Source organism: Halomonas garicola, from assembly GCF_031935715.1.
GTDB lineage: Bacteria > Pseudomonadota > Gammaproteobacteria > Pseudomonadales > Halomonadaceae > Vreelandella > Vreelandella garicola.
Window position 1 is genome coordinate 39,942 of the sequence record NZ_JASSZF010000017.1, and the last position, 23,106, is coordinate 63,047.

18 protein-coding genes and 1 rRNA gene are annotated in these 23,106 nt (G+C 64.5%); 7 read left to right on the forward strand and 12 right to left on the reverse strand.

Annotated features, from left to right (window positions below; all coding sequences use genetic code 11):
• Window positions 1-72: 72 nt before the first annotated feature.
• Window positions 73-1,032, forward strand: coding sequence for a GlxA family transcriptional regulator (locus RS027_RS07845; RefSeq protein WP_311955759.1), 960 nt, complete (start codon window positions 73-75; stop codon window positions 1,030-1,032).
• Window positions 1,033-1,062: 30 nt separating this feature from the next.
• Here the strand turns inward: RS027_RS07845 and RS027_RS07850 are convergent, their stop codons facing one another.
• The 4 genes from RS027_RS07850 to RS027_RS07865 form a co-directional block, all read right to left on the reverse strand.
• Window positions 1,063-2,718, reverse strand: coding sequence for a BCCT family transporter (locus tag RS027_RS07850; protein WP_376717588.1), 1,656 nt, complete (start codon window positions 2,716-2,718; stop codon window positions 1,063-1,065).
• Window positions 2,719-2,840: 122 nt separating this feature from the next.
• The gene (locus tag RS027_RS07855; protein ID WP_311955761.1) at window positions 2,841-3,299 is read right to left on the reverse strand and encodes a thioesterase family protein; all 459 of its coding nucleotides are present in this window, start codon (window positions 3,297-3,299) and stop codon (window positions 2,841-2,843) included.
• Complete coding sequence (locus RS027_RS07860) at window positions 3,299-4,255, reverse strand: L-carnitine dehydrogenase (protein WP_311955763.1); 957 nt, start codon at window positions 4,253-4,255, stop codon at window positions 3,299-3,301. Before RS027_RS07860 ends, RS027_RS07855 begins: the two co-directional genes overlap by 1 nt.
• Complete coding sequence (locus RS027_RS07865; RefSeq protein ID WP_311955764.1) at window positions 4,252-5,172, reverse strand: beta-keto acid cleavage family enzyme; 921 nt, start codon at window positions 5,170-5,172, stop codon at window positions 4,252-4,254. Before RS027_RS07865 ends, RS027_RS07860 begins: the two co-directional genes overlap by 4 nt.
• Window positions 5,173-5,372: 200 nt before the next feature.
• On the opposite strand from RS027_RS07865, the gene RS027_RS07870 reads away from it, so the two are divergent.
• On the forward strand, window positions 5,373-6,743 hold the full coding sequence (locus RS027_RS07870; RefSeq protein WP_311955766.1) for an NAD-dependent succinate-semialdehyde dehydrogenase: 1,371 nt from the start codon (window positions 5,373-5,375) through the stop codon (window positions 6,741-6,743).
• A 10-nt stretch (window positions 6,744-6,753) separates the two neighbouring features.
• Here the strand turns inward: RS027_RS07870 and RS027_RS07875 are convergent, their stop codons facing one another.
• Window positions 6,754-7,692, reverse strand: a complete 939-nt coding sequence (locus RS027_RS07875; RefSeq protein ID WP_311955768.1) for an AEC family transporter — start codon at window positions 7,690-7,692, stop codon at window positions 6,754-6,756.
• Window positions 7,693-7,844: 152 nt separating this feature from the next.
• Here RS027_RS07875 and metF point away from each other — a divergent pair, with 152 nt between their 5' ends.
• Window positions 7,845-8,687 (forward strand): methylenetetrahydrofolate reductase [NAD(P)H], encoded by an 843-nt coding sequence (gene metF / locus RS027_RS07880; protein WP_311955771.1) that lies wholly within the window; start codon window positions 7,845-7,847, stop codon window positions 8,685-8,687.
• A 71-nt stretch (window positions 8,688-8,758) separates the two neighbouring features.
• On the opposite strand, the gene RS027_RS07885 is transcribed toward metF, so the two are convergent.
• From RS027_RS07885 to prlC, 5 genes are all read right to left on the reverse strand, one after another.
• Window positions 8,759-10,075, reverse strand: coding sequence for an IS4 family transposase (locus RS027_RS07885; RefSeq protein WP_311955773.1), 1,317 nt, complete (start codon window positions 10,073-10,075; stop codon window positions 8,759-8,761).
• 138 nt (window positions 10,076-10,213) lie between these two features.
• Window positions 10,214-12,397, reverse strand: coding sequence for a TRAP transporter permease (locus RS027_RS07890; protein WP_311955775.1), 2,184 nt, complete (start codon window positions 12,395-12,397; stop codon window positions 10,214-10,216).
• A gap of 92 nt (window positions 12,398-12,489) precedes the next feature.
• On the reverse strand, window positions 12,490-13,470 hold the full coding sequence (locus RS027_RS07895; protein ID WP_311955777.1) for a TAXI family TRAP transporter solute-binding subunit: 981 nt from the start codon (window positions 13,468-13,470) through the stop codon (window positions 12,490-12,492).
• A gap of 298 nt (window positions 13,471-13,768) precedes the next feature.
• The gene (locus RS027_RS07900) at window positions 13,769-14,023 is read right to left on the reverse strand and encodes a YheV family putative zinc ribbon protein (protein ID WP_311955779.1); all 255 of its coding nucleotides are present in this window, start codon (window positions 14,021-14,023) and stop codon (window positions 13,769-13,771) included.
• 59 nt (window positions 14,024-14,082) lie between these two features.
• Entirely contained in the window at window positions 14,083-16,131 is a 2,049-nt protein-coding gene (prlC, locus tag RS027_RS07905) for an oligopeptidase A (RefSeq protein WP_311955781.1), read from the reverse strand.
• 266 nt (window positions 16,132-16,397) lie between these two features.
• Between prlC and RS027_RS07910 the strand changes: the two genes are divergently transcribed.
• From RS027_RS07910 to RS027_RS07920, 3 genes are all read left to right on the forward strand, one after another.
• Complete coding sequence (locus RS027_RS07910) at window positions 16,398-17,738, forward strand: sodium-dependent transporter (RefSeq protein WP_311955783.1); 1,341 nt, start codon at window positions 16,398-16,400, stop codon at window positions 17,736-17,738.
• 50 nt (window positions 17,739-17,788) lie between these two features.
• Entirely contained in the window at window positions 17,789-18,328 is a 540-nt protein-coding gene (locus RS027_RS07915; protein ID WP_311955786.1) for a gamma carbonic anhydrase family protein, read from the forward strand.
• 94 nt (window positions 18,329-18,422) lie between these two features.
• On the forward strand, window positions 18,423-19,073 hold the full coding sequence (locus tag RS027_RS07920) for a metal-dependent hydrolase (protein WP_311955788.1): 651 nt from the start codon (window positions 18,423-18,425) through the stop codon (window positions 19,071-19,073).
• Here the strand turns inward: RS027_RS07920 and RS027_RS07925 are convergent.
• On the reverse strand, window positions 19,070-20,452 hold the full coding sequence (locus RS027_RS07925) for a sigma-54-dependent transcriptional regulator (RefSeq protein ID WP_311955790.1): 1,383 nt from the start codon (window positions 20,450-20,452) through the stop codon (window positions 19,070-19,072). The genes RS027_RS07920 and RS027_RS07925 overlap by 4 nt on opposite strands.
• Complete coding sequence (locus RS027_RS07930) at window positions 20,445-22,346, reverse strand: sensor histidine kinase (RefSeq protein WP_311955793.1); 1,902 nt, start codon at window positions 22,344-22,346, stop codon at window positions 20,445-20,447. The genes RS027_RS07925 and RS027_RS07930 overlap by 8 nt, the downstream gene beginning before the upstream one ends.
• Window positions 22,347-22,895: 549 nt before the next feature.
• Between RS027_RS07930 and RS027_RS07935 the strand changes: the two genes are divergently transcribed.
• Window positions 22,896-23,106 (forward strand): 16S ribosomal RNA (locus RS027_RS07935); the annotation flags it as partial.

Sequence of the window (23,106 nt, forward strand, 5' to 3'; positions counted from 1 at the left end):
CAACGATGCCCTTGTTCGACCGGCGCCGGGCGGCCACTATAAACGGCCTCCCTTGCTGTTGCGGTTTGTGCCATGCGCCTTGACTACTTCGGCCCCACCCCCGAGCCGGTGGGGTTTCTGCTACTGCCGCGTTTCTCGATGATGGCGTTTTTTTCGGCGGTGGAGCCGCTACGCATCGCCAACCGTATCAGCGGGCGTCCGCTGTTTGACTGGACGCTGGTCAGCGAAGACGGAAGTCCGGTGACCGCCTCCAACGGCATGACGCTGCTCGCCGATCAGTCCATTAGCCAGGCGCATTCATTGTCGTCGCTTGCGGTATGCAGCGGCTTTGACCCCGAACGCTACCTGAGCCGGGCGCTGGTGCGCTGGCTTCACCGTATCGAGGCCGCCGGCGGCGCGCTGGGCGGGCTGGATACCGGGTGTTTTCTGCTGGCGGCGGCGGGGCTGCTGGAAGGCGAGCGGGTGACGCTGCACTGGGAAAGCCTGCCGGCCTTTCACGAACGCTTTCCGGCCATTGCCACCTCTGACGAGCTTTTTGAGCTTGGCGAGCGACGCTTTTCCTGCGCCGGCGGTACCGCGGCCATGGACATGGCGCTGCACGCCATCGCTCGCCGCCACGGCCAGCGGCTGGCGGTGGACGTCTCCGAACAGCTGGTCCACGCGCGCATTCGCACCCGCCACGATCAGCAGCGCATGACCCTGGCGCGCCGCCTGGGGACTCACAATCGGCGGCTGATCGACGCCGTTAATCTGATGGAAAATCACCTGGAAACGCCGCTGGCGCTCACCGAGGTCGCCCGTCGCAGCGGCGTTTCGCTGCGCCAGCTGCAGCGGCTCTTCAGAGACACCCTGGGGGTTTCTCCGCAGCGCCGGTATCTGGCGCTGCGCCTGGAGCGGGCGCGCTACCTGCTGGAGGAAACCGACCTGGATATCCTCGCGGTGGGGCTGGCCTGCGGCTTTGGCTCGAGCTCGAGCCTGTCCCGGGCCTTCCGCGACCGCTACGGGATATCGCCGCGCCAGGCGAGGCAGTGAGCGCCGGGTAGCGCCCGGCGCTCGAGGGGCTCAGGATTTCGCCGGCTGCGCCCGGTGGGATTCCTGGAACAGCGACACCAGCACGCCGAGGGTCATGACCAGGATGACCACGCTCAGCGGCAGGGCGGCGGCGAGCAGCGCGGTCTGCAGCGCCTTGAGTCCGCCGGCCAGCAGCAGTACGGCGGCCACCAGGCCGATGACCAGGCCCCAGAAGACGCGAAAGCGCTGGGGCGGCTCGCTGTTACCCAGCGAGAGGATAGTCGTAAGTACCAGGGTGCCGGAGTCCGAGGAAGTGACGAACCAGCTCATGAGCAGAAAGACCATCAGCGCAGAGAGGGTCCAGCCGACGGCGCCGGTACCGGCTACGCCGTCGGCGCTGGCGAACAGCGCGGCGGGCAGGTTCCAGTTGTTGACCAGATCAATGATCCCCGCCGTGCCGGGCCCGCCGGCGGCGTTCAGCTCCTGATGGAGCGCGGTGCCGCCGAAGGTGATCAGCCACACAAAGATGATCATCGTGGGAACCAGCAGCACGCCGAGCACAAATTCCCGCAGGGTGCGGCCCTTGGAGATGCGCGCGATGAACAGGCCGACGAAAGGCGCCCAGGCAAGCCACCAGCCCCAGTAGAAGATGGTCCAGGCCTGCTGCCACTGCGAGGGCCCCGGCTCATCGGCAAACCACAGGCCCATGGGCACGAAGTTGACGGCGTAGTCGGCCATGGTCTCGCCAAAGACGGCGATCAGCCACAGGGTCGGCCCGCCGATCAAAAAGGCGCCCACGACCAGCACCGACACCCAGATGTTGAGCTCGGAGATGACCTTGATGCCGCGGCGCACCCCGGAAACGGCGGAGAGGATGGACACCGTCGAGATCAGAGCGATGAGCGTAAGCTGGGTATCGAGGCCGGCGCTGACGCCGATCAGGCGTTCGAGCCCCACGGCCATCTGGCTGACGCCGAGGCCCAGCGAGGTAGCGACGCCGAACACGCAGCCCAGCACGCCGAGGATGTCGACGACGTGACCAATGGGGCCGTAGATGCGATCGCCGATGAAGGGGTAGAGCGAGGATCTGAGCGCCAGCGGCAGGCCGCGCCGATAGGCAAAGTAGGCTAGCGCCATGCCGACGATGACGTAAACCGCCCAGCCGTGCAGACCCCAGTGGAAGACCGCCACGCGCAGGGCATCCACGGCGCGCGCGTGGCCGATGGCCGCGGCGCCGGCCATGTCGGCGTGAGGGTTGTTGGGGTAGCCGAGGGCACCGCTGTCGTCCAGATAGAAGATCGGTTCGGCGACGCCGAAAAACAGGATGCCGATACCGATACCCGCGGAGAAAAGCATCGAAAACCAGGAGAAGTTGCTGAACTCGGGGCGGCTGTCGTCGGTGCCGAGGCGCACGCTGCCGTGGCGGCTCAGCACGATATAGAGGCAGACGGCAATCAGAAACACGATGGTGATCATGTAATAACCGCCAAAGGTGGTTTCGATCCACTCCCGGGCCGTGCCGAATAGGGCTCCGGAAAACTCCGGGTCGATGCCGGTGAAGAGCGCGAAGGCAAGCACCAGCAGCGCGGAGGTGATGGTCATACCCTTGTGCATATGGCGAAAGAACCCCCGGTGCGCCAGAACGGCATCCGGATAGATGGGGGGCGATGTCGACGCGTCAGCACTGGCTGAGTGTCGTGATGACATGGTCGCTTCCTTTGTTGGTGGGCGAGGATCAAGCGAATCTATAGAAGGGTTCCTTGGGTGAGCCGGTCGAGGGGCCGACGATCCCGGGGCCGCCCGGCACGCGGGACGTGCCGGGCAGGCGTCTAACGTTGGGGGGGAAGGCCAATGCGCCGGCCGGCGAGCTTGGGCCAGTCGTCGCCCGCGGCGGGCAGCGTGCCGACGGCGTCGGCAACGGCCTCAGGGAAGGGCGCGGGGCGACCGGCGTCGCTGTCGATGCCCATCAGCATCTGCTCGCTGCTGGCGAGCAGGGTGCCCTCGGCGTCGTGCATGGTGAAGAAGACGTGCAGCCGCTTGGCGTCGTGACCCAGCAGCGTCATCTCCACCGCCAGCGCCTGGCCTTCGTGGGCCTCGCGGCGGTAGCAAAGGTGCGTTTCCAGGGTATAGATCGTATAGCCGTGGCGCCGGCAGCCGTCTTCGTCAAGGCCGATGGCGGTCATCAGCGCCTCGACGCCCAGGGAGAACACCCGGGCGTATTCGGCGTCGTTCATGTGGCCGTTGTAGTCCACCCACTCCGGCGCGACCTGGGTATTAAGCAGTGCCATCAGATACGCCCTTCGAGGCCTTCGGCCTCGGGCCAGTACTTCTGCACCAGGCCGAGAAGCTCGACCAAAAAGTCGTCGCGGCGGCGGTCGAGCTCGGCGACCGAGCGGCCGGCGGCCTGGTGTTCGCAGCCGTCGACGACCTTGTCGATGAGCTCGTCGGTGAGCTCGGGGGCTTCGAGCTTGGTCCAGGGCAGCTTCAGCGCCGGGCCGAACTGCTCGAGCATATGGCGCATGCCCGCATCGCCGCCGGCCAGATGGAAGGTCAGGAAGGTGCCCATCAGCGACCAGCGCAGACCGCAGCCGTACACCACGGCGGCGTCGATTTCCTCGGTGGTAGCCACGCCGTCGTTGACCAGGTGAAGCGCCTCGCGCCACAGCGCCTCCATCAGGCGGTCGGCGATGTGCCCTTCGATCTCGCGCTTCACCACCAGCGGGCGCATGGCCAGCGCCTGGTAGAGCGCCTGGGCGCGCTCGGTCTGCGCCGCGACGGTGGCCTCGCCGCCCACCAGCTCGACCAGCGGCAGCAGGTAAACCGGGTTGAAGGGATGCGCCACGATCACGCGTCCGGGAGCATTGGCGCAGTCCCGCTGCAGGTCGCTTGGCTTGAAGCCCGAGGTGGACGAGCCGATGATCGCCTCCGGCGCCGCAGCGGCGTCGATGGCGGCGAGGATCTCGCGCTTGAGCTCGAGACGCTCGGGCACGTTTTCCTGGATCAGGTCGGCGCCTTCGACGGCCGTTTCGAGGCTGTCGACGAAGGTCAGCCGCTCGGGGTCGGCGCCCTCAGCGAGCCCGGCGCGGGTCAGCGAGTGCCAGGCACTGGCGACGAACTCCCGGGTGCGCGCCTCGGCCCCAGGGGCCGGATCGAAGGCGACCACGTCCCAGCCCTGGGCCAGCGCCCGGGCGATCCAGCCGTTGCCGATGACGCCGGTGCCGATAACGGAGAGCTGCTGGCTCATGCCTCACCTCCCGCGGCCGTCTCGACGGTCAGGCCGGTGCTGGGGTCGCGCAGCTTGAGCTGTGCGCGGGTTTCGGCCGGGGTCATGACGCGCCCGCCGAGGTTTTCGATGATGCCGCCGGCCTTCTCGACCAGGCCGCCGTTGGTGGCCATCACACCTTTTTTGAGCATGAGGTTGTCTTCCAGGCCGACCCGGGCATGGCCGCCGAGCAGCATTGCCTGGGCGACCATGGGCATCTGGTGGCGGCCGATGCCGAAGGCGGCCCAGTCGGCGTTTTCCGGCAGCTTGCTGCGCATGGCGAGCATGGTTTCGGTGTCGGCTTCGGCGCCCCAGGGGATGCCCAGGCACAGCTGGTAGAGCGGGTCGCCGTCGATCAGGCCTTCCTGCTGCAGCTGGCGGGCGAACCAGACGTGGCCCAGGTCGAAGCACTCCAGCTCCGGCTTGACCCCGGCCTGCTGCACCAGACGGGCGTGCTCGCGCAGCCAGTCGGCGGTGTTGATGTAGACCATGTCGCTGAAGTTGAGGCTGCCGCAGTCCAGCGTGCAGAGTTCGGGGAGCAGCTCGCCCACCGGCTCGTGGCGCTGGGCCGGGGTCTGGATGTCGGTGCCGGGACCGCCGCGAGTGGGGTCGCTGGGGTCCGGGGTCCAGTCGCCGCCGCCGCCGGCGGTGATGTTCATGACAATGTCGGTATCCGCCTCGCGAACCCGCTCCATGACTTCTCGGAAATGGTCGGTGGAGTGGCTGATGCCGCCGGTTTCCGGGTCGCGAACGTGGATGTGCGCGACGCTGGCGCCGGCGCGGGCGGCTTCGATGCAGCTGTCGGCGATCTGCTGGGGCGTCACCGGTACGTTGGGGTTCTTGCCGGTGGTGTCGCCGGCGCCGGTAACGGCGCAGGTCAGGATAACGTTGCGGTTCATGGGGACCTCCTTGAAAAACGTAGGAGGAGTGTCACCGATATGCGTGGCACTTAGTATGCATAAAGCGACACAAACTTGACGCAAATCGCCAAAGCGGCGCCGCGACGCGGGAGAAAGGCTCTCGACGCCGAGCCGGCGCGCTATGATAGTGTCAGCCCCGAACCCGCATTATCGTTACAAGACCGCCACAAGGAGACCTCATGGTTGACTACGCTGTCACCAATCCGGCAACCAACGAAAAGGTTGCCGACTACCCCACGGCCACCGACGCCGATATCCAGCAGGCGCTGGCCAGCGCCGCGAAGGCGTTTCGCGCCTGGTCACGCGATTTCGATGTCGCCGAGCGCGCGGCGCGCCTCGAGCGGGTGGCAGAGCTTCACGCCGAGCGCCGGGAGGAGCTTGCCGGCATCATCGTGCGCGAAATGGGCAAACCCGTTGACCAGGCCCGCGAAGAAATCGACGTCTGCGTGGATATCTATCGCTACTACGCCGATAACGCCGCCGTTTTCCTTGCGGATGAGCCGATCGACTCCCCCGCCGGTGGCTCCGCCTTTATCCGCCGCCAGCCCCTTGGGGTGCTGACCGGCATCATGCCGTGGAATTTCCCTTTCTATCAGGTGGCGCGCTTTGTCGCCCCCAACCTGGCGCTGGGCAATACGATCCTGCTCAAGCACGCGCCCCAGTGCCCCGAGTCGGCGCTGGCGCTGGCGCGTTTGTTTATTGATGCCGGCCTGCCCGAGGGCGCCTACGTCAACGTTTTTGCCACCAACGAGCAGGTGGCCGAGGTGATTGCCGACTCTCGCGTTCAGGGCGTGTCGCTGACCGGCTCCGAGCGCGCCGGCGCCGCCGTGGCCGAACAGGCGGGGCGCCACCTGAAAAAGGTGGTGCTCGAACTCGGCGGTTCGGACGTGTTTCTGGTGCTCGATACCGACGATATCGACGGCGCCGTGGACATGGCGGTTGCCGGGCGGCTGGGCAACAACGGCCAGGCCTGCAACGGCTCCAAGCGCATGGTGGTCATGGACCATCTTTATGACGAGTTCGTCGACCGCTTTGCCGCCGCCATGGCGGCGCACGAGCCCTCTGACCCCACCGTTGACGGTGCCACCCTGGGGCCGCTGTCGTCGGTAAGCGCCACCCGCAACCTTCAGCACCAGGTGCAGAAGGCGGTGGATCAGGGTGCCGTACTTCGCGCCGGCGGGGCCGACCCCGAGGAGAATTTCTTCGCGCCAACGGTGCTCACCGACGTCACCTCGGAGATGGACGTTTACCACGAAGAGCTGTTCGGCCCCGTCGCCGTGGTCTATCGGGTGGCAAGCGAGGACGAGGCGGTGGAGCTTGTTAACGACTCGCCTTACGGCCTCGGCGCCATCGTGATTTCCCGGGACGAGCAGAAGGCGCTGGGCGTTGCCGACCGCCTCGAGGTGGGCATGGTCTTTATCAACGAAGTCGGCGGGGAAGCCGCCGAGCTGCCCTTCGGCGGCGTCAAGCGCAGCGGCTTTGGCCGCGAGCTAGGCCGGCTGGGCATCGATGAGTTCGTCAACAAGAAGCTTATCCGCGTGAAAGCCTGATCGGAGGCGTTCAGGCAAGCCCGGTCAGGGTGAGCATGCCGGCCAGGTAAAGCGGAATGATCAGGGGCGCAAGCAGTGTGGTGACCAGCACCGCAAGCGCGCCTTTCTGCGGCTGAATGCCAAGCTCCATGGCCACCACCACGACGTTGGCGGCCATGGGCACCACGCCGAGCAGCAAAATAGCCATGGCCAGATCCGGCGACAGCGCGAAGAAGGTTTGCAGTACAAGCACCGTGCCAAGCGTCGCCAGGGGCCAGACGCCGTAGCGCAGCGCCGTGCAGGCAAGGATCAGGCGGGTATCCCAGGCGGCAAGCGTCACCCGGCTCAGGGTCATGCCGATAATCATCATGCCCAGCAGCGTGTAGGTGGCGGGGAAGACGTCGAGTGAGGTCATCAGCGCCTCGGGCAGGGCAAGATCGAACTGGGCCAGCAGCAGCGCGGCGAGAAAGGCGTAGATCAGCGGCAGCCGGACGATCTTGACGAGGCTCTGGCGGATGGAAAACTGGCCCCGGGCGCTTAAATAAAAGCCCACGGTAAATTCGTACAGGGTGATGCCCAGAATGCAGAACAGGTACTGGGTGACGCCCTCCGGCGGCAGTACGATCAGCGCGACCGGCAGGCCGAAGTAGCCGGTGTTGCCGGTACCCGAGGAAAACGCCAGCAGCGCGCCTTCCTGGGCGCCGAAGCGGTGGCGGGTAAGCCCCCGGACGGCCAGCGCAATGGCGCTGGACAGGCAGAATAAAATCAGCGTCAGCAGCACGTAGCTCGGCGTGGGGCCGCCGTTCATCAGCGCGCGGAAAAACGTGAACGGAGCGATCAGGTAGATCAGCAGCGTGGCAATGGGGCGCGGGTCGATCGCCAGGCGGCGGGCGGCGATAAAGCCGAGGCCGACAAAGCCCAGCAGCATGGTGAGCGGACCGGCAAGCGCACCGGGGGCAATATGTTCCATCGAGGTTCCTGATCTGGGGCGCCAGTATGAGCGGGATTGAAGGTCCGGCGCCGAATCTTTCATTGGCCGGCTCGGCGGCAAGCGAACACAATAGCGCAAGATATCCGATGTTTGGGCGCCTGTTAATAGCGCTTTTTGTATGAGGACGATGCATGAGTCGCCAGCACTACCCGCTAGGGTTCAGCTTCGAGTTTTTCCCCCCCGGCACCGCGGTCGGCCGGGAAAAGCTTTTGCAGGTGCGAGACGCCCTGGCCAGCCGCCAGCCGCGCTTTTTCTCGGTGACCTACGGCGCCGGCGGCTCGACCCAGGCGCGCACCCGGGAAGCGGTGCGCGCCGTGGGCGAAAGCGGCATTACCACGGCACCCCATCTGTCGTGTATCGGCAGCGAAAAGGCCCAGCTGCGCGATCTGCTCGCCGAATACCGCGAGGAAGGCATCGACAGCCTGGTGGCCCTGCGCGGCGATATGCCCTCGGGCATGGCCAGCGTCGGCGAGCTGCGCTACGCCAACGAGCTGGTCGAGTTCATTCGCGAGGAAACCGGCGACCACTTCGAGATCGCCGTGGCCGCCTATCCGGAATCCCATCCACAGGCGCCCAACCTGGCTCGGGATGTGGAAAACTTCGCGCGCAAGATGCACGCCGGCGCCGACATGGCGATCACCCAGTATTTCTTCACCGCCGAGGCGTACTTTCACTTCGTCGACAAGGCCCGGGCGCTGGGCGTGGAAAAGCCGATCATTCCCGGCATCATGCCGATTGTGAACTATACCAAGCTGGCGCGATTCTCGGACGCCTGCGGCGCGGAAATTCCGCGCTGGATTCGCAAACAGCTGGAAAGCTACGGGGATGACACGGATGCCATTGCGCAGTTTGGTACCGAGGTGGTGACCAACCTTTGCCAGCAGCTGCTCGACGGCGGCGCGCCGGGGCTGCACTTCTACACGCTGAACCAGTCGACGCCGGTGCTGAAGGTCGTCGATAACCTCAGGGCGTGATTCCGGCCGTTTGTCGTTCCCATAAAACGCCAATCCCCGCTTTACGCGCCGTAAAGCGTAATGCCAGTCAGTTAACGCTGACTGGCATTTTTCTTGGTAGGGTACTTCTGCGGCCGGCGCCTGACTGATCGAGGATAAGATCGCTCGCGTCGCTCTGGTAGAACGAAGGACGGTGCCATTTCCAGCATCGACTGAATCACGCCGGGCACACGTCCCGGCGAGACCCAGGGTAAGATCGTCAACTCCTTGATGAGCCAGTGGGCGGCCTGATGAAAGCTGAGTTGGTTCGGGTGCACGGCGTCCAAGCTATAGGCCATGCGGGCCATCTGGAAGCGGATCAGGTTGTAGGCCAGCAAGGTGCCCCAGAGCTCCTGAAAGACCATTTCCGGGGTGCGGCTGCGCAGTGTCAGGCGGTTACCCAACAGGGATTGCTTCATTTCCCGGTAGCCCAGTTCGATTTCCCAGCGGTGGCTGTAAAGATCGACAATATCCGCCGCCGGAAAGCGCAGCGGATCGGTCATCGAGGTCAGGATCTGAACTTCCTTGCCGTTCACCTTTCGGCGTAACAGACGTGCCGTCATCGTCGGCGGCAAGTCCGGCCATTTCTTGCGCGCCTGAGGTGAGGCCGTCAGGGTTACCAGGCGGTCTTGGCGGCCCAGCGAGCGCTCTTCCTGATACTGCGTTCCCTTCTTCAGGGGGATGAGCCAGTGACGCTGCTCGCCTGCACTCTGCCAGGCATGCAACAGACCCAGTGAGTAAAACCCACGATCGAACAGCGTCAGTGAGTGATCCGGGGTGCTGCCGATGAGCTCAGGGGTCAGCTCCATTTCGCTGCTCGCGATGCTATCGAAGGCCGATCCCGTCAGTAGATGGCTGGTCAGCTCCATCTGGCACACCATGCGAATCTGTGGATAGCTCGCTTCCCCCTGAGCATTGCGTGTGCGCGCGAAGGCAGCCTGATTCTCGGGAGAATCGGGAGTGCGCCAGACCACACCATCGACACCCAGTAACGTCAGGCCGCACCAGTGAGGGTGAGGGGTCTGCTGATGCCACACAGCTTGGGTCTGCTCGAAGACGCGTTTGACGGGCTCCACCCCAAGTCGTTGACGTGCCTGCACCACGGCACTTGGCGCGACGAAGGGACGCTTGCCGGGCAACATGATGTCGAGATGATTAACGACCTGCCCCATCGGGATATGCCGAAACAAGGCCATTCCGACAACGGCCCAGACCACCATGTCCAACGGCAGGCGACGCTTGCGCAGTGTGGCCACACCGGCTTCATCAAGACAGGTGTCGATCAGTTCAGGAGAGAGCACCTCGGAGAGGCTGGAGAAATCGTCGGGTACCGCCTTGGCGATAGCATCAATGGCGTCGCTGAAGTGCATGGATCTTCCCGTGTCGGTGTACCTGACACGGGAAGGTCTCATGATCAGCTTATTCAGAACAGGCTTAACTGACTGGCATTACGCCGTAAAGCGGGGATTTTACTTTTACGCCGCCGATTGGCGGCCAGGATGAGCGCGCTAGCCGGCGGCAACGGCGCCGTCGTTGGCGTAGCGCCTGCGCTGGAGCACGAAGAGGACGGCGCCCAGCGCGAGCCCGGCCACATCGGTGTAGATCCCGCCGTAGATCATGAACACGGCGCCGACCAGCATGGCCAGGCGCTGCCAGACGCTGACCGGGCCGAAGAACCACGCCTGCACCATGCCCGACAGCAGCACGATGCCAAGCGTTGCGGTAATGCCCACGCGCAGCACCTGAAACGCCGAGCCTTCCATCAGCATGGCCGGGCTGTAGAAGAACATGAACGGCACGATAAAGGCGGCCAGACCGATCTTGAACGAGGCCACCGAAGTGCCCATGGCGTTATCCCCGGAGATGCCCGCCGCGGCGTAGGAGGCCAGCGCCACCGGCGGCGTAATCGCCGAGACCACGGCAAAGTAGAAGACGAAGAAGTGCGCAATCAAAGGCTCGATGCCAAGGTCTACCAGGCCAGGCGCCACCACCGAGGCGGCGACGGCGTAGGCGGCGGTGGTGGGCATGCCCATGCCCAGCAGGATGGAAATACACATGGCAAACAAAAGCGCCAGCAGCTGACTGAAGCCGGCCAGGCCCAGCAGCAGCGAGGAGAAGCGCGCGCCTACCCCGGTCAGCGAGATGACGCCGACGATAATCCCCGCGCAGGCGCACACGGCGATGATCTGGATGGCCATGGTGCCGGCCAGCTGCAGCGCCCGGAGGATGGCGGCAATGCCCATCTTGTTGGGTGAAATCCAGCTCACCACGGCGGCCGAAGCGGTGGCAAGCGTCCCCGCGCGGATCACCGAGTAGCCCATGAACAGCGCGACAATCAGGATGATGATCGGGGCGAACAGGTAGACCTGTTTGGCCAGGCGGCGAAACTGCGGGATCTCTTCCTTGCGCATGCCGCGCATGCCCTTGCGCGCCGCCTCGAAGTCGACCATGCAGTAGACCGAGAGGAAGTAAAGCACCGCAGGAATAATCGCCGCCACGGCAATCTCGGTGTAGGGGATGCCGGTAATCTCGGCCATGATGAACGCGCCGGCACCCATGATGGGCGGCATGATCTGCCCGCCGGTAGAGGCGGCGGCTTCGATAGCGCCGGCGCTTCTGGCCGGGTAGCCGACCTTTTTCATCAGCGGAATGGTCAGCGAGCCGGTGGAGACCACGTTGCCTGCAGAAGTGCCGTTGATCATGCCCATCAGCCCCGAGGCAAAAATGGACACCTTGGCCGGGCCGCCCCGGGCGCGGCCGGCGGCGGCAAAAGCAAAGTTGACGAAGTAGTCGCCCACCTTGGAGGCCTGGAGGAAGGCGGCAAAAATGATAAACAGGATGATGTAGGTCGACGAGACCGCCGTGGTCGGCCCGAGGATGCCGATGTCGGTGTAGACCTGGCTGAAAAAGCGCTGCAGCGATAGCCCCGGGTAGCCCAGAAAGCCCGGGAGATACGGACCGATAAACACGTAGCCCAGAAAAACGGCGGCAATGACCACCAGCGCCAGGCCGGCGACCCGGCGGGTAAGCTCAAGGATCAGCAGCGAGCCGGCAATGGCCGCCCAGGAGATCCCCGGCGGGGCAAAGGAGGTGCCGGTGGCCATGCGGATGTTGGTGCCGTAGACCAGAATCAGGTAGCCGGCGCTTGCCAGGGCGCAAACCACCAGCGCCAGGTCGGGCGGGCTCAGGCGGCCGCGCGTCTGCCGGTAAAACCAGCTCAGCGCAATGCCCGCGGCGCTGGCGGCCATCAGCGGCAGGCCGAAGTGAAAGGTTTCAATGCTCGGGTCGATGCGCATGGCCTCGCCGGCGAGCGTTTGGTACATGAAAAAGACCTGCACCAGGGCATAGCCGGCGGGCAGCAGCAGGGCAAGGCTGATCGCTTTCAGCCAGCCCGGGGAGGCGTCGCTTTCGCTATCGGCAAAGGCCGTGCCGGCGTAAAGGCCGTAGCCCAGCACCAGCGCCCCGGCGATGTGGATGATGCGGTACGTCCAGGTTTCCAGCGGGTAGATATTCAGCGAGATCAGGTGAAACAGCGAATAGGCGATCGCCAGGACGGCGAACACCCACAGCGGCCAGCCGGTAAACAGTCGGCGGTTGTTTTCTACCGGATCTTCATCGACGCCGTCGGCAATGGCGTCGGGCGACGCGGTGGCGATACGGTCGTCGCTTTGGTGGTTGGCGTTGTGACTCATGCGTCACCCTCACAGCAGGACAAACGGAAGAGGGAAAGCGTACGCTGCCCCGCCCGGCGATGCCGGGCGGGGCAGAAATCGCCGAGTGTAGATCAGCGGATCAGCTCGGGGTCGATGTCGTAGCCGTTTTCTTCATACCAGCGCGCCGCGCCCGGGTGGAAGGGCAGGACGGTGTTGTGCTTGATGTTTTCCGGCACCGTGGTTTCCGCGCTGCGGTGGATCGAGCGCATCTTGTCGTTGTTTTCCATGGTCCGCTTGGTGACTTCGTAGACGAAGTCGTCGGGCATGTCGCAGCCGGTAATGGCGAAGTTCCACATGGACACTACGCGGGAATCTTCCTTGAGCGTCGAGTAGGTGCTGGCCGGGATCATGAATTCGGCCACCGGGAAGTTTTCCAGCACGGTTTCCACTTCTTCTTCGGTAAACTCGATGATGTTGACGTCGGTCTGCACTTCAAGCTGGCTGACCGCGGGAATCGGGATGCCGGCGGCAAAGGCGATCACGTCCAGCAGGCCGTCCTGAAGCTGGCCGCCAAGATCGGTCCAGCCGCCGTTGCGGCGATCGAACTCGACGCCCAGGGTCTTGAGAATCTCGGGGAAATAGGTGTCCGAGGTGGAGGCCGCCGGGCCAAAGCCGATGCGCGCGCCGTCGGGGATGTCCGAGATGGATTCAATCCCGGAACCTTCCAGCGCGGTAATCGAGAACGGCGTTTCGTACATGGGGAACATGGCGCAGACGTTGTCCATTTCGACCCCGGGCGCCAGCGGGCTTTTGCCGTTAACGGCGTCGGCGGCGGGGCCCATGGTGGTCAGGCCAAAGGCGGCATCGCCGTTGTTGACCAGCGCCAGGTTTTGCGTCGGGCCGCCGGTGACTTCGCCGCCGCCGGAGATATCCAGCCCGTCGGCGATGAAGTTGGCCCAGCCCGAGCCGTACACGTAGTAGGTGCCGCCCTGGCTTGCGGTACCCACGGTAAAGCTTTCCGGCCAGTCGGCCTTATCGGCCTGGGCGCCGGCGGCGGTCAGCAGGGCGCTACCGGCGAAAAGCAGTGCAGTTGTCTTGGCTATGGTGCGCATAATAATCCCCATGTGCGGATGTGCATCGCTGTATTGTTGTAGCGGCATTGGCGTGGCCGGCGCCGAGCGCGTCGGTCAGCCGGCCAGCACTTTGTATGGTGCAATTAACGTGCCGTTATTATATTATTAAATTAAATCAGTTATTTAACAACAAGCGGGGATGAAGAGCAGCAGTTTAAGCCAGGGACAGAGAGGAGGGGTGTCGGGAAAAGCGCACATAGGAAACCGGAACCTGTGTGGTTTTTCACACACGGGTGCCGGTTTAACGCGGAAAGTTGAAGGCCGCCGGGTAAAGGCCTCAGGAGGAGGGCTTGCCGGGGTCGAGAATGCGCACCGGGACCACGTCGTCCTGCTGTTTCTGTTCGTCGCGCACCCCGTTGACTCGGGTGGTCAACTCCTCAGCGGATTCCTCATCGACGGGCAGCTGTTCGAAGAAATCGCAGCTCACGCAATCGCGGTAACGAATGCCGTTTTGTTCCCAAGCGCGGATGCGATCCATGGCCGCGCAGCGCGGGCATACCACGCCGGCAATAAAGCGTTTGACCGATGACATGATCATCTCCTGCGTGAATCGGGCGGCGCGGCCTCGGCCGCGCCGGAAGGGACCGGGCGTCAGGCGGCCTGAATGCCGCTGTGGCGCAAAAGCGGCTTGACGCTGGGCTCACGACCGCGAAACGCCTTGAACAGTTCGGCGGCGTCCCGGGCGCCCCCCTGCTCGAGGATTTCCCGGCGGAAGCGCTGGCCGGTGGCGGCGTCAAAGGTGCCGGCTTCTTCAAAGGCGCTCCAGGCGTCGGCGGAGAGCACCTCCGCCCACTTGTAGCTGTAGTAGCCCGCCGCGTAGCCGCCGGCAAAGATATGACCGAAGCTGTTCTGAAAGCGGTTGAACGAGGCCTGGGGCACGACCGCAACGCGCATGCGCACGTCGTCCAGCAGCGCCTGGATATCCTCGGCGCTGGGGGCGCTGTGCTCGACGTGCAGGCGCAGGTCGAACAGCGAGAATTCCAGCTGGCGGACCATCCCCATGGCCGACTGGAAGTTTCTGGCGCCCTGCAGGCGTTCGAACAGCTCGTCGGGAAGCCCCTCGCCGGTTTCCACGTGGCCGGCAATCAGGTCCAGCCCTTCGCGCTCCCAGCAGAAGTTTTCCATGAACTGGCTGGGTAGCTCCACCGCGTCCCAGGCGACCCCGTTGATGCCGGAAATCTCGGCGATTTCCTGCTTGGTCAGCATGTGGTGCAGGCCGTGGCCGAACTCGTGGAACAGCGTAATGACCTCGTCGTGAGTCAGAAGCGCAGGCGCCTCGCCCACCGGCGGGGTGAAGTTGCAGGTGAGAAAGGCCACCGGCAGCTGAAGGCCGTTCGCGGTTTGGCGCCGCACCCGGCAGCCGCCCATCCAGGCCCCACCCTGCTTGCCTTCCCGAGCGTAGAGGTCGAGGTAGAAGCCGGCAATGGGGGCGTCGTTTTCGACAATATCGAAGTAGCGCACGTCGTCGTGGTAGCGCGGTACGTCGGTGTTTTCGACAAAGCGCAGGCCGTAGAGCCGCTCGACCACCTTGAACAGGCCGTCGATGACCCGGGGCGCGGGGAAGTAGGGCCGCAGCTGCTCTTCGGAAATCGCGTGGCGGGCTTCGCGGAGCTTTTCGCTGGCGTAGGCGATGTCCCAGGGGTTGAGCTTGTCGAACCCCAGCTCGCTTTGGGCAAAGCTTTCCAGCTCGGAAAACTCCGTCTGCGCCTGGGGCACGGCGCGGCTCGCCAGGTCGTCGAGAAACGCCAGCACCTGATCCGGGGAGTCGGCCATTTTGGTGGCAAGCGACAGGTCGGCGTAGGTATCAAAGCCCAGTAGCCCGGCCAGCTCGTGGCGCAGGGCGAGGATTTCTTCCATGGCCGGGGCGTTGTCGAACTCGCCGGCGTTAGGCCCCTGGTCGGACGCCCGGGTCACGAGAGCGGTATACACCTCGTGGCGCAGCTCGCGGCTGTCGGCGTAGCTCATCACCGGGAAAAAGCAGGGGAAGTCCAGGGTAATGCGGTAGCCCTCGACGCCCTTGGCTTCGGCCGTGGCTTTGAGCGTCTCCAGCGCGCTTTGGGGAACGCCGGCAAGTTTCTCTACGTCGTGGATGTCTTTATACCAGGCCTGGGTCGCGTCCAGCACGTTGTTGGAGTAGCGGTTGGAAAGCTCGGAGAGCCGTGCCTGGATCTCGCCGTAGCGCGTTTTTTGCGCTTCGGGAAGCGCGACGCCGGCCAGGCGAAAATCGCGCAGGTTGTTTTCCACGGTGCGGCGCTGCTCGGCGTTGAGCGAGTCCCAGGCGGGGCCGTCCCTGAGCGCCTGCCAGGCGTGATAGAGCCCGGCGTGCTGGCATACCCAGGTGCTGAATGCCGAAAGCTTGGGGAGGCAGGCCTGGTAGGCGTGGCGCAGCTCGGGCGTATTCATGGTGCTGTTGAGATGCGATACCGGCGCCCAGGCCTGGGCCAGGCGATCGCTCACGGCTTCCAGCGGCGCGGCAAAGGTCTCCCAGGTGGGGTCCGTTTCCTGAGCCTGGCGGGCCAGCTCCTCAATGGCGTCGCGGCTTTCATCGATCAGCTGGCTGATGGCCGGCTCGACGTGTTCGGCGCGAATGTCGCCAAACGGCGGCAGCGTATGCGTTTCAAGCAGGGGATTTGTGGGCATATCAACCTCGGTTGGCCGCGGTAGCGGTGGGTGCCTGGGCCGCTGCCGCGGGTAAAAAATGCGATACCCGCTAAATGCGGGCGGAAAGGGCCTGTTTCAATCCCCTGGTTTGGCCTGGGGCAAGGCGCCTGCTAGGCTTGCGGGTCCTCCGGGGCGGCGCTGTCTGCCGGCCGGAGAGAATGTCCCACCGGCGATGGCGAGGCGTCAGCCGCTTTATTATTCACCGATCCTACTATTTAGGATCACTGACGAAACGGGGTCGTGCGATGAGCGAAACGCTTGAGCGCTGGGGATCAAAGCGTGCCTTTATTCTAGCCGTCACCGGCGCGGCCGTGGGGCTTGGCAATATCTGGCGCTTTCCCTACATCGCCGGGGAGAACGGCGGAGCGGCGTTTTTGCTCGTCTACGTGGCCTTTGTCCTGCTGCTCGGCATCCCCGTGATGATGGCGGAGATTCTCATCGGCCGGGCCGGGCGGCGCGGGCCCATGGGCGCTTTGGGCGCTCTGGCCGTCGAGGCCGGAGCGTCGCGCCACTGGCGCTGGCTGGGGCTTTTCGGCGCGCTGACGGTGTTTTGCATCCTGTCGTTTTATTCGGTGGTCTCGGGCTGGTCGATCGAGTTTCTGGTGGCCTCCGTCAGCGGGCGGTTCAACGGGGCCACGGCGGCCGAGGTGGGCGCGGGGTTTGAGGCGTTTCTGGCAAGCCCCGGGCTTTTGGTGCTCAACCATACGCTGTTTCTGCTGATGGTTATGTCGGTGGTCGCCGCCGGCGTGGCCAAGGGGCTTGAGCGGCTCAATAACCTGCTGATGCCGCTTTTGTACCTGCTGCTGATTCTGCTGGCGGCCTACGCGACCACCACTGAGGGCTTTGGTACGGCGCTTGCGTGGCTGTTCTGGCCGTCGTTTTCTGCCGTCACCCCGGACGTCATCCTCCACGCCATGGGCCATGCCTTCTTTACCTTGGCGGTGGGCGCCTGCGCGCTGATGGCCTACGGCGCCTACATGCCCGACGAGCAAAGCCTGCCCGGGGCGGCGGTCACGGTGGCGGTGCTGGATATCAGCGTGGCGCTATTGGCCGGCATCGCGATTTTCTCGGTGGTGTTTGCCCAGGGGCTGGACCCGGCCGACGGGCCGGGGCTGATGTTCGTTACGCTGCCCATTGCCTTTGCCGAGCTGCCCTGGGGCGCGTTCTGGCTGGGCGTGTTTTTCCTGCTTCTGCTGCTGGCCACCTGGACGTCGGCGATCAATCTCGCCGAACCCATGGTGGCAACGCTTCAGGGGGCGGGGCTCGGGCGCCGGCGCGCGACGCTGGTCGTCGGGGTCGGGGTCTGGCTTTTGGGGCTGCTGTCGGCGCTATCGTTTTCCACCCTTGACGGGTTTCGCCCGCTGCTGGGGCGCAACGTGTTTGAGCTGGTCAGCAGCATCCCGCCGGATATTTTCCTGCCCCTGGGCGGCGTGCTGACGGCGATATTTGCCGCCTGGGTCATGCCCCGGGCGGCAGCGCATCGGGCGCTGGGCACCGGCGAACGCGGCTTTAGGCTGTGGCAGGGAGTCGTGCGCTGGATCGCGATTCCGCTGACGTTTATCGTGCTGCTGAGCGCGTTTATCTAAACAGAGCAGCTTGGTTTATCCATGATCGATAGGCATAACGGGGAGGTAATATGACGGCGGCCATTCGTTCGTTTCAGGGAATGACGCCGCGCCTGGGTGCGCGGGTCTATGTGGATCCGGCAAGCGTGGTCATCGGCGACGTGACGCTTGGGGACGATAGCTCGGTATGGCCGACAACGGTCATCCGCGGCGACATGCACCGCATCCGCATTGGCGCGCGGGTCAGCGTGCAGGACGGCAGCGTGCTGCACATCACCCACCAAAGCGACTACAGCCCCGAGGGCTATCCGCTGACCGTGGGCGATGACGTGACCATCGGCCACCGGGCCATCCTGCACGGTGCCACCCTGGGTAGCCGTATTCTGGTGGGCATGGGCGCCATCGTCATGGACGGAGTCAGGGTGGAAGACGAGGTGATCATCGCCGCCGGCGCGGTGGTGACGCCGGGAAAAACGCTGGAAGGCGGCTACGTTTACGCCGGCACTCCGGCCAGGCAAATGCGTCCGCTCAAGGACAGCGAGCGAGCCTTTTTTGCCTACACGGCGGGCAACTACGTCACTCTCAAGGATCAGTTCCTGGCAGAAACCTGAGCCTTACGTCGCGGCGGCGACGGTGTTTCCCGGCAAGCGTATTGCGGTGTGAAAAAGTCTGGTAGTTTATACAGCTTTTTCAGGATTCCGTTATATGGCTAACTTTCGCACCCATATCACCGTGGCTGCGGCCGGCGGCGCGCTTTTGGCCTGTGCCGGCTATCAGCTGCAGGGGTGGCCGCCGCTCCAGGCGCTGGCGGCCTGCGCTCTGACGGCGTTTGGCGGCATCCTTCCTGATATTGACGCCGACCACTCGCGTTCCAGCCGGCTGATTTTTACGATTTTGGCTATCCCGGCGTTGGTCGTCGGCGGGGTGCTGCTGCAGCCCTGGCTGACCCCGGGGGCCCTGCTGCTGGCGTGCGGCGGCATTTATATTGGCGTGCGCTATGTCGGCGGCACGCTGTTCTCACGCTTTACCGTCCACCGCGGCGGCTGGCATTCGCTGCTCGCGGCGACCCTGTGTACCTGGGCAGTGGCGGCGCTTAGTTTCCACTGGCTGGCGCAGCCGGGGTGGCTGGCCTGGGTTCACGGCCTTGCCGTGCTGGCGGGCTTTCTGATCCATCTGATGCTGGATGAAATCTACAGCGTGGACGTGGCCGGCGGGCGGCTCAAGCGCTCCTTTGGCACCGCGCTCAAGCCGTTTGACCTGCATCGGCCGGTCGCAAGCCTGTTGATGCTGGCGGCCACCGCGGCGCTGCTGCCCTGGCTCCCTCCCTGGGAGGCGCTGGAGGCGCTGCTGGTTTAGGGCGGCGCTTTGTGGCGGTAGTCGTCGGCCTTCAGGCCGTGCTTTTTAAGCTTGTCGTAAAGCGTTTTGCGCGGGATGTCGAGCTGCCGGCAGACGGTAGTGACCTGGCCCTGGTGCCGCGACAGGGCCTGATTGATCAGGCTTTTTTCAAAGAGCTCGACCTGCTGGGCCAGGCCGGCCTCCGCGGTATCGTCGCTTGCGCCCTCCAGCAGGGCGCCAAGCCGGTAGTCAAAGGCGGCACCCAGCAGCACGTAGCGCTCCGCCAGGTTGCGCAGCTCGCGCACGTTGCCCGGCCAGTCGTGGGCGAGCAGGATGGCGGTGTCGTGGCTGTCGAGCGGCGGCGCTTCCAGGCCGCTGCGGGTGGCCGCGACAACGGCAAAGTGCTGAAACAGCAGCGGGATATCCTCCCGCCGTTCGCGCAGGGCCGGCAGCGGCAGCGTCACCACATCCAGCCGATAGTAAAGGTCTTCGCGAAACTCGCCGCGCTCGGCGGCTGCCTTGAGGTCGATCTTGGTGGCGGCAATCACGCGGATGTCCAGCGTAACGGGCTGGTTGCCGCCCAGCCGCTCTACCGCGCGCTCCTGGAGTACGCGCAGCAGTTTGACCTGCAGCGCCAGCGGCATGGATTCGATTTCATCGAGAAACACCGTGCCGCCGTCGGCGTGCTCGAACTTGCCGATGCGCCGCTCCACGGCGCCGGTAAAGGCGCCTTTTTCGTGGCCGAAGAGCTCCGATTCAATGATGCTTTCCGGCACGGCCCCGCAGTTGATGGCGACAAAGGGCGCGTGACGCCGGTGGCTGCGTTCGTGAATGGCCCGAGCCACCAGGTCCTTGCCGGTGCCGGTTTCGCCGAATACGAGGACATCGGCCTCAACCTGGCTGATGCGCTGGATCATCGCTGCCAGCCGTGAAATGGCCGCGGTACGCCCGACCAGACGCGGCCCCAGCGCCGCCTGCTGGGCTTCCAGCTCGGCCTTTAGCCGGCGATTTTCCAGGCTCAGCTGGCGCTTTTCCAGGCCGCGGCGCACGACGTCGAGCAGCCGGTCGCCGGCAAACGGCTTTTCCAGAAAATCCCAGGCGCCGGCGCGCATGGCTTCTACCGCCGTGGAAATATCGCCGTGGCCGGTAATCAGGATGACCGGAAGCGTAGGGTCCTGCTTCTGCAGCGTGCGCAGCAGCGTCATACCGTCCATGCGGGGCATGCGAATGTCGCTTACGATCACGCCGGGGAAATGGGCCGGCAGCGCGTCGAGCGCCTGTTCGGCGGTTTCGAAGCAGTGCGGCGTATAGCCAGCAAGCTCCAGGGTTTGCGCGGCGGTGATGCGCAGGTGCGGCTCATCGTCGATGACGATAACCGGCAGGCTCGACGGCTCATGCATGGGGCAGTGTCTCCGGGTCAGTCTCGGGCGGCGATGCGAGCGGAAGCGTCAGGGTAAAAGCGGCGCCGCCTTCCGGGCGGTTGGCGGCGGTCAGGCTGCCGCCCAGATCTTCCATGATACGCGCCGAGATCGAAAGACCCAGTCCGAGCCCGGTGCCCGGCGCCCGGGTGGTGAAAAACGGCTCGAACACCTGGGAGAGGTGCGCCTCGGCAATTCCCGGGCCGTTATCGGTTATAGAAAGGCTGGCGTGCGCCGGACCTGTAGTCAGGATAATGCCCAGCCTGGGCGCTTGCGTGTCCTGTACTGCCTGCAGGGCGTTGCTGATTAGGTTGACGATGACCTGCTCAAGGCGCACAAGGTCGCCGGATACCCAGACCGGCGCGTCGGGCAGGCGCTGCTCGAGGTGAGTCCGGCCGGCGTCGTTGAGGCGGCTTTGAAACAGGCGCAGGGCGTAGGCCACGCAGGACTGCACGGCAATGCGTTCGTGGCGCTCGCTGCTTTTGCGGGAAAATTGGCGCAGCTGGGCGCTGATGTCGGCCATACGGTGGGTCAGCTCGATAATCTGTTCGAGATTGGCGTCGGCCTGGTCATGGCGGGCTAGTTCGATAAAGCGCCGGGCGTTTTCGCCATAGGCGCGAATCGCCGCCAGCGGCTGGTTGAGCTCGTGATTGATGCCCGCCGCCAGCTGGCCGAGCACCGCGAGCTTGGCCGCCTGAATGAGCTCGTCCTGAGTTTGGCGCAGGTTGGCTTCGGCGCGGCGGCGCTCCTCTATTTCGGCGGAGAGCTGGCGGTTGCTGGCGGTCAGGTCGCGGGTGCGGCGCTCGACGCTGTCTTCCAGCTCGTCGCGCACCCGGGCCAGGGTGCGACGCTCGCGTTCGGCAAAGGCTTCGCGCTCGCGGCGCAGCCGCAGGCGCTGCCAGGTGATGCCGCCGCCGAGCGCCACCACGCCGTAGAGCCCGCCGGCCAGCAGGGCGGCCAGCCACTGCGCTCGAATGACCGGGTCCAGCGGCTTGAGAATATGCATGTTCCAGCCGAACTCGGGCAGCGGGTGAGTCAGGTTCAGGTAGCGGCCTTCATCCAGCGGTCCGTGGGCAAAGCTGACGATACGCGCATTGTCGCGGTAAGCGCGCTCCACGCGGATTCCCGAGGCGTCGAGCGGCTCCTGAGCGTAGCGGCGGGTGTCCCGCAGCGACCGGCGCTGAGCCGGGGCCAACGGCTGCAGCGCGTTCATGCGTAGCGCTTTCCGGCTCGCCATGAAAATAATGTTGGCGTCATCCGTCACCAGAAATTCGGCGTTTTGCGCCGACCAGCCTTTCTCCACCCGGTCGAGTAAAATCTTGACCACTACTACACCTTCCGGGCGTGCGTCGGGCGCGGTGTGATCCAACCATACCGGGGCGGAAAAATAATAGCCTCGAGCAAGGGATTGCGTGCCCAGCCCGTAAAATCGGCCTTCGCTGCCGGCAATGGCGTCTTTATAGTAAGGGCGAAACGCATAGTTCTGGCCGATGAAAGTGTCGGCGCGGTGCCAGTTGCTTGCGGCTACCGTGGTGCCCTCGCGGTCCAGCAGGTAAACGTCGGAAACGTCGGCGGTAAAGCGAAAGCGGTCGAGCTGCAAGTTCAGCGGCATGGGGCTTTGCTCTGCCGGTGCGGCAAGAAAGCGTTTCACGCTCTCGCGAGAAGCCAGCATCAGAGGCAGATAGTCATAGCGCAGCAGGTAGCCTTTCAGGTTGGCGGCCGACAGGCGCAGTTCATTGCGGGCGTCGTCGCCAAGGCTGGCGAGCGCCTGCTCGTGGGCAATGCGCGCCGCCTGCCAGATGCATAGCGCAAGCCCCAGCAGCAATAGCGTGAGAGCCAAGCGCCGGTTGTGGCGTGTGAGTCGCGGTCGTCTCATGCTGGCTCGAGCTTTATCATGGGGGCAGGCTCCGGGCAGCTTGCGGGGCATGGTGCTGCAAAAAATCGCGGGCAAAAAACGGTAGTCGCGCTGATTCGGCGTCAGGGGAAGCGTAATAAACAAAACGCTCGTTCCCCGTTGCCAAATGCTCCGTCAGATTCTATAGTACGCATCCGCTGCCGGCGACGCCAAGCGTCACCGGCGGTGATAGGGCCCGAAAAGGCCTTGTTTGTCAGTCAGTTACGCGGTTTAATTCAAGCCGTTGACAAGCGCTTCAAGGCGTGTAGAATACGCCTTCCTCGCAGCCGCCGCGGCAGGTCATCGCCGGCGAGTGGTGTTAGCGAGACGCTCTTTAACAAGTTGATCAGGTAATTCATGTGGGCGCTTGCCTGGGTGGGTGACAAATCACCTATTATCAAGGCAAGCGACTCGTCAGAATTTGGAAATCTCGATTTCTGGATTTTTGAGAACGTTTGAAACCTTGAGCCAAGTTTGATCCGCTTTTTCCAATGCCCTCGGGCAGCGGAAAGCAAGGATCACAATGATCGTAAACCGAAGAGTTTGATCATGGCTCAGATTGAACGCTGGCGGCAGGCTTAACACATGCAAGTCGAGCGGAAACGACAGGAGCTTGCTCCTGGGCGTCGAGCGGCGGACGGGTGAGTAACGCATAGGAATCTGCCCGGTCGTGGGGGATAACCTGGGGAAACTCAGGCTAATACCGCATACGTCCTACGGGAGAAAGGGGGCCTTGGCTCCC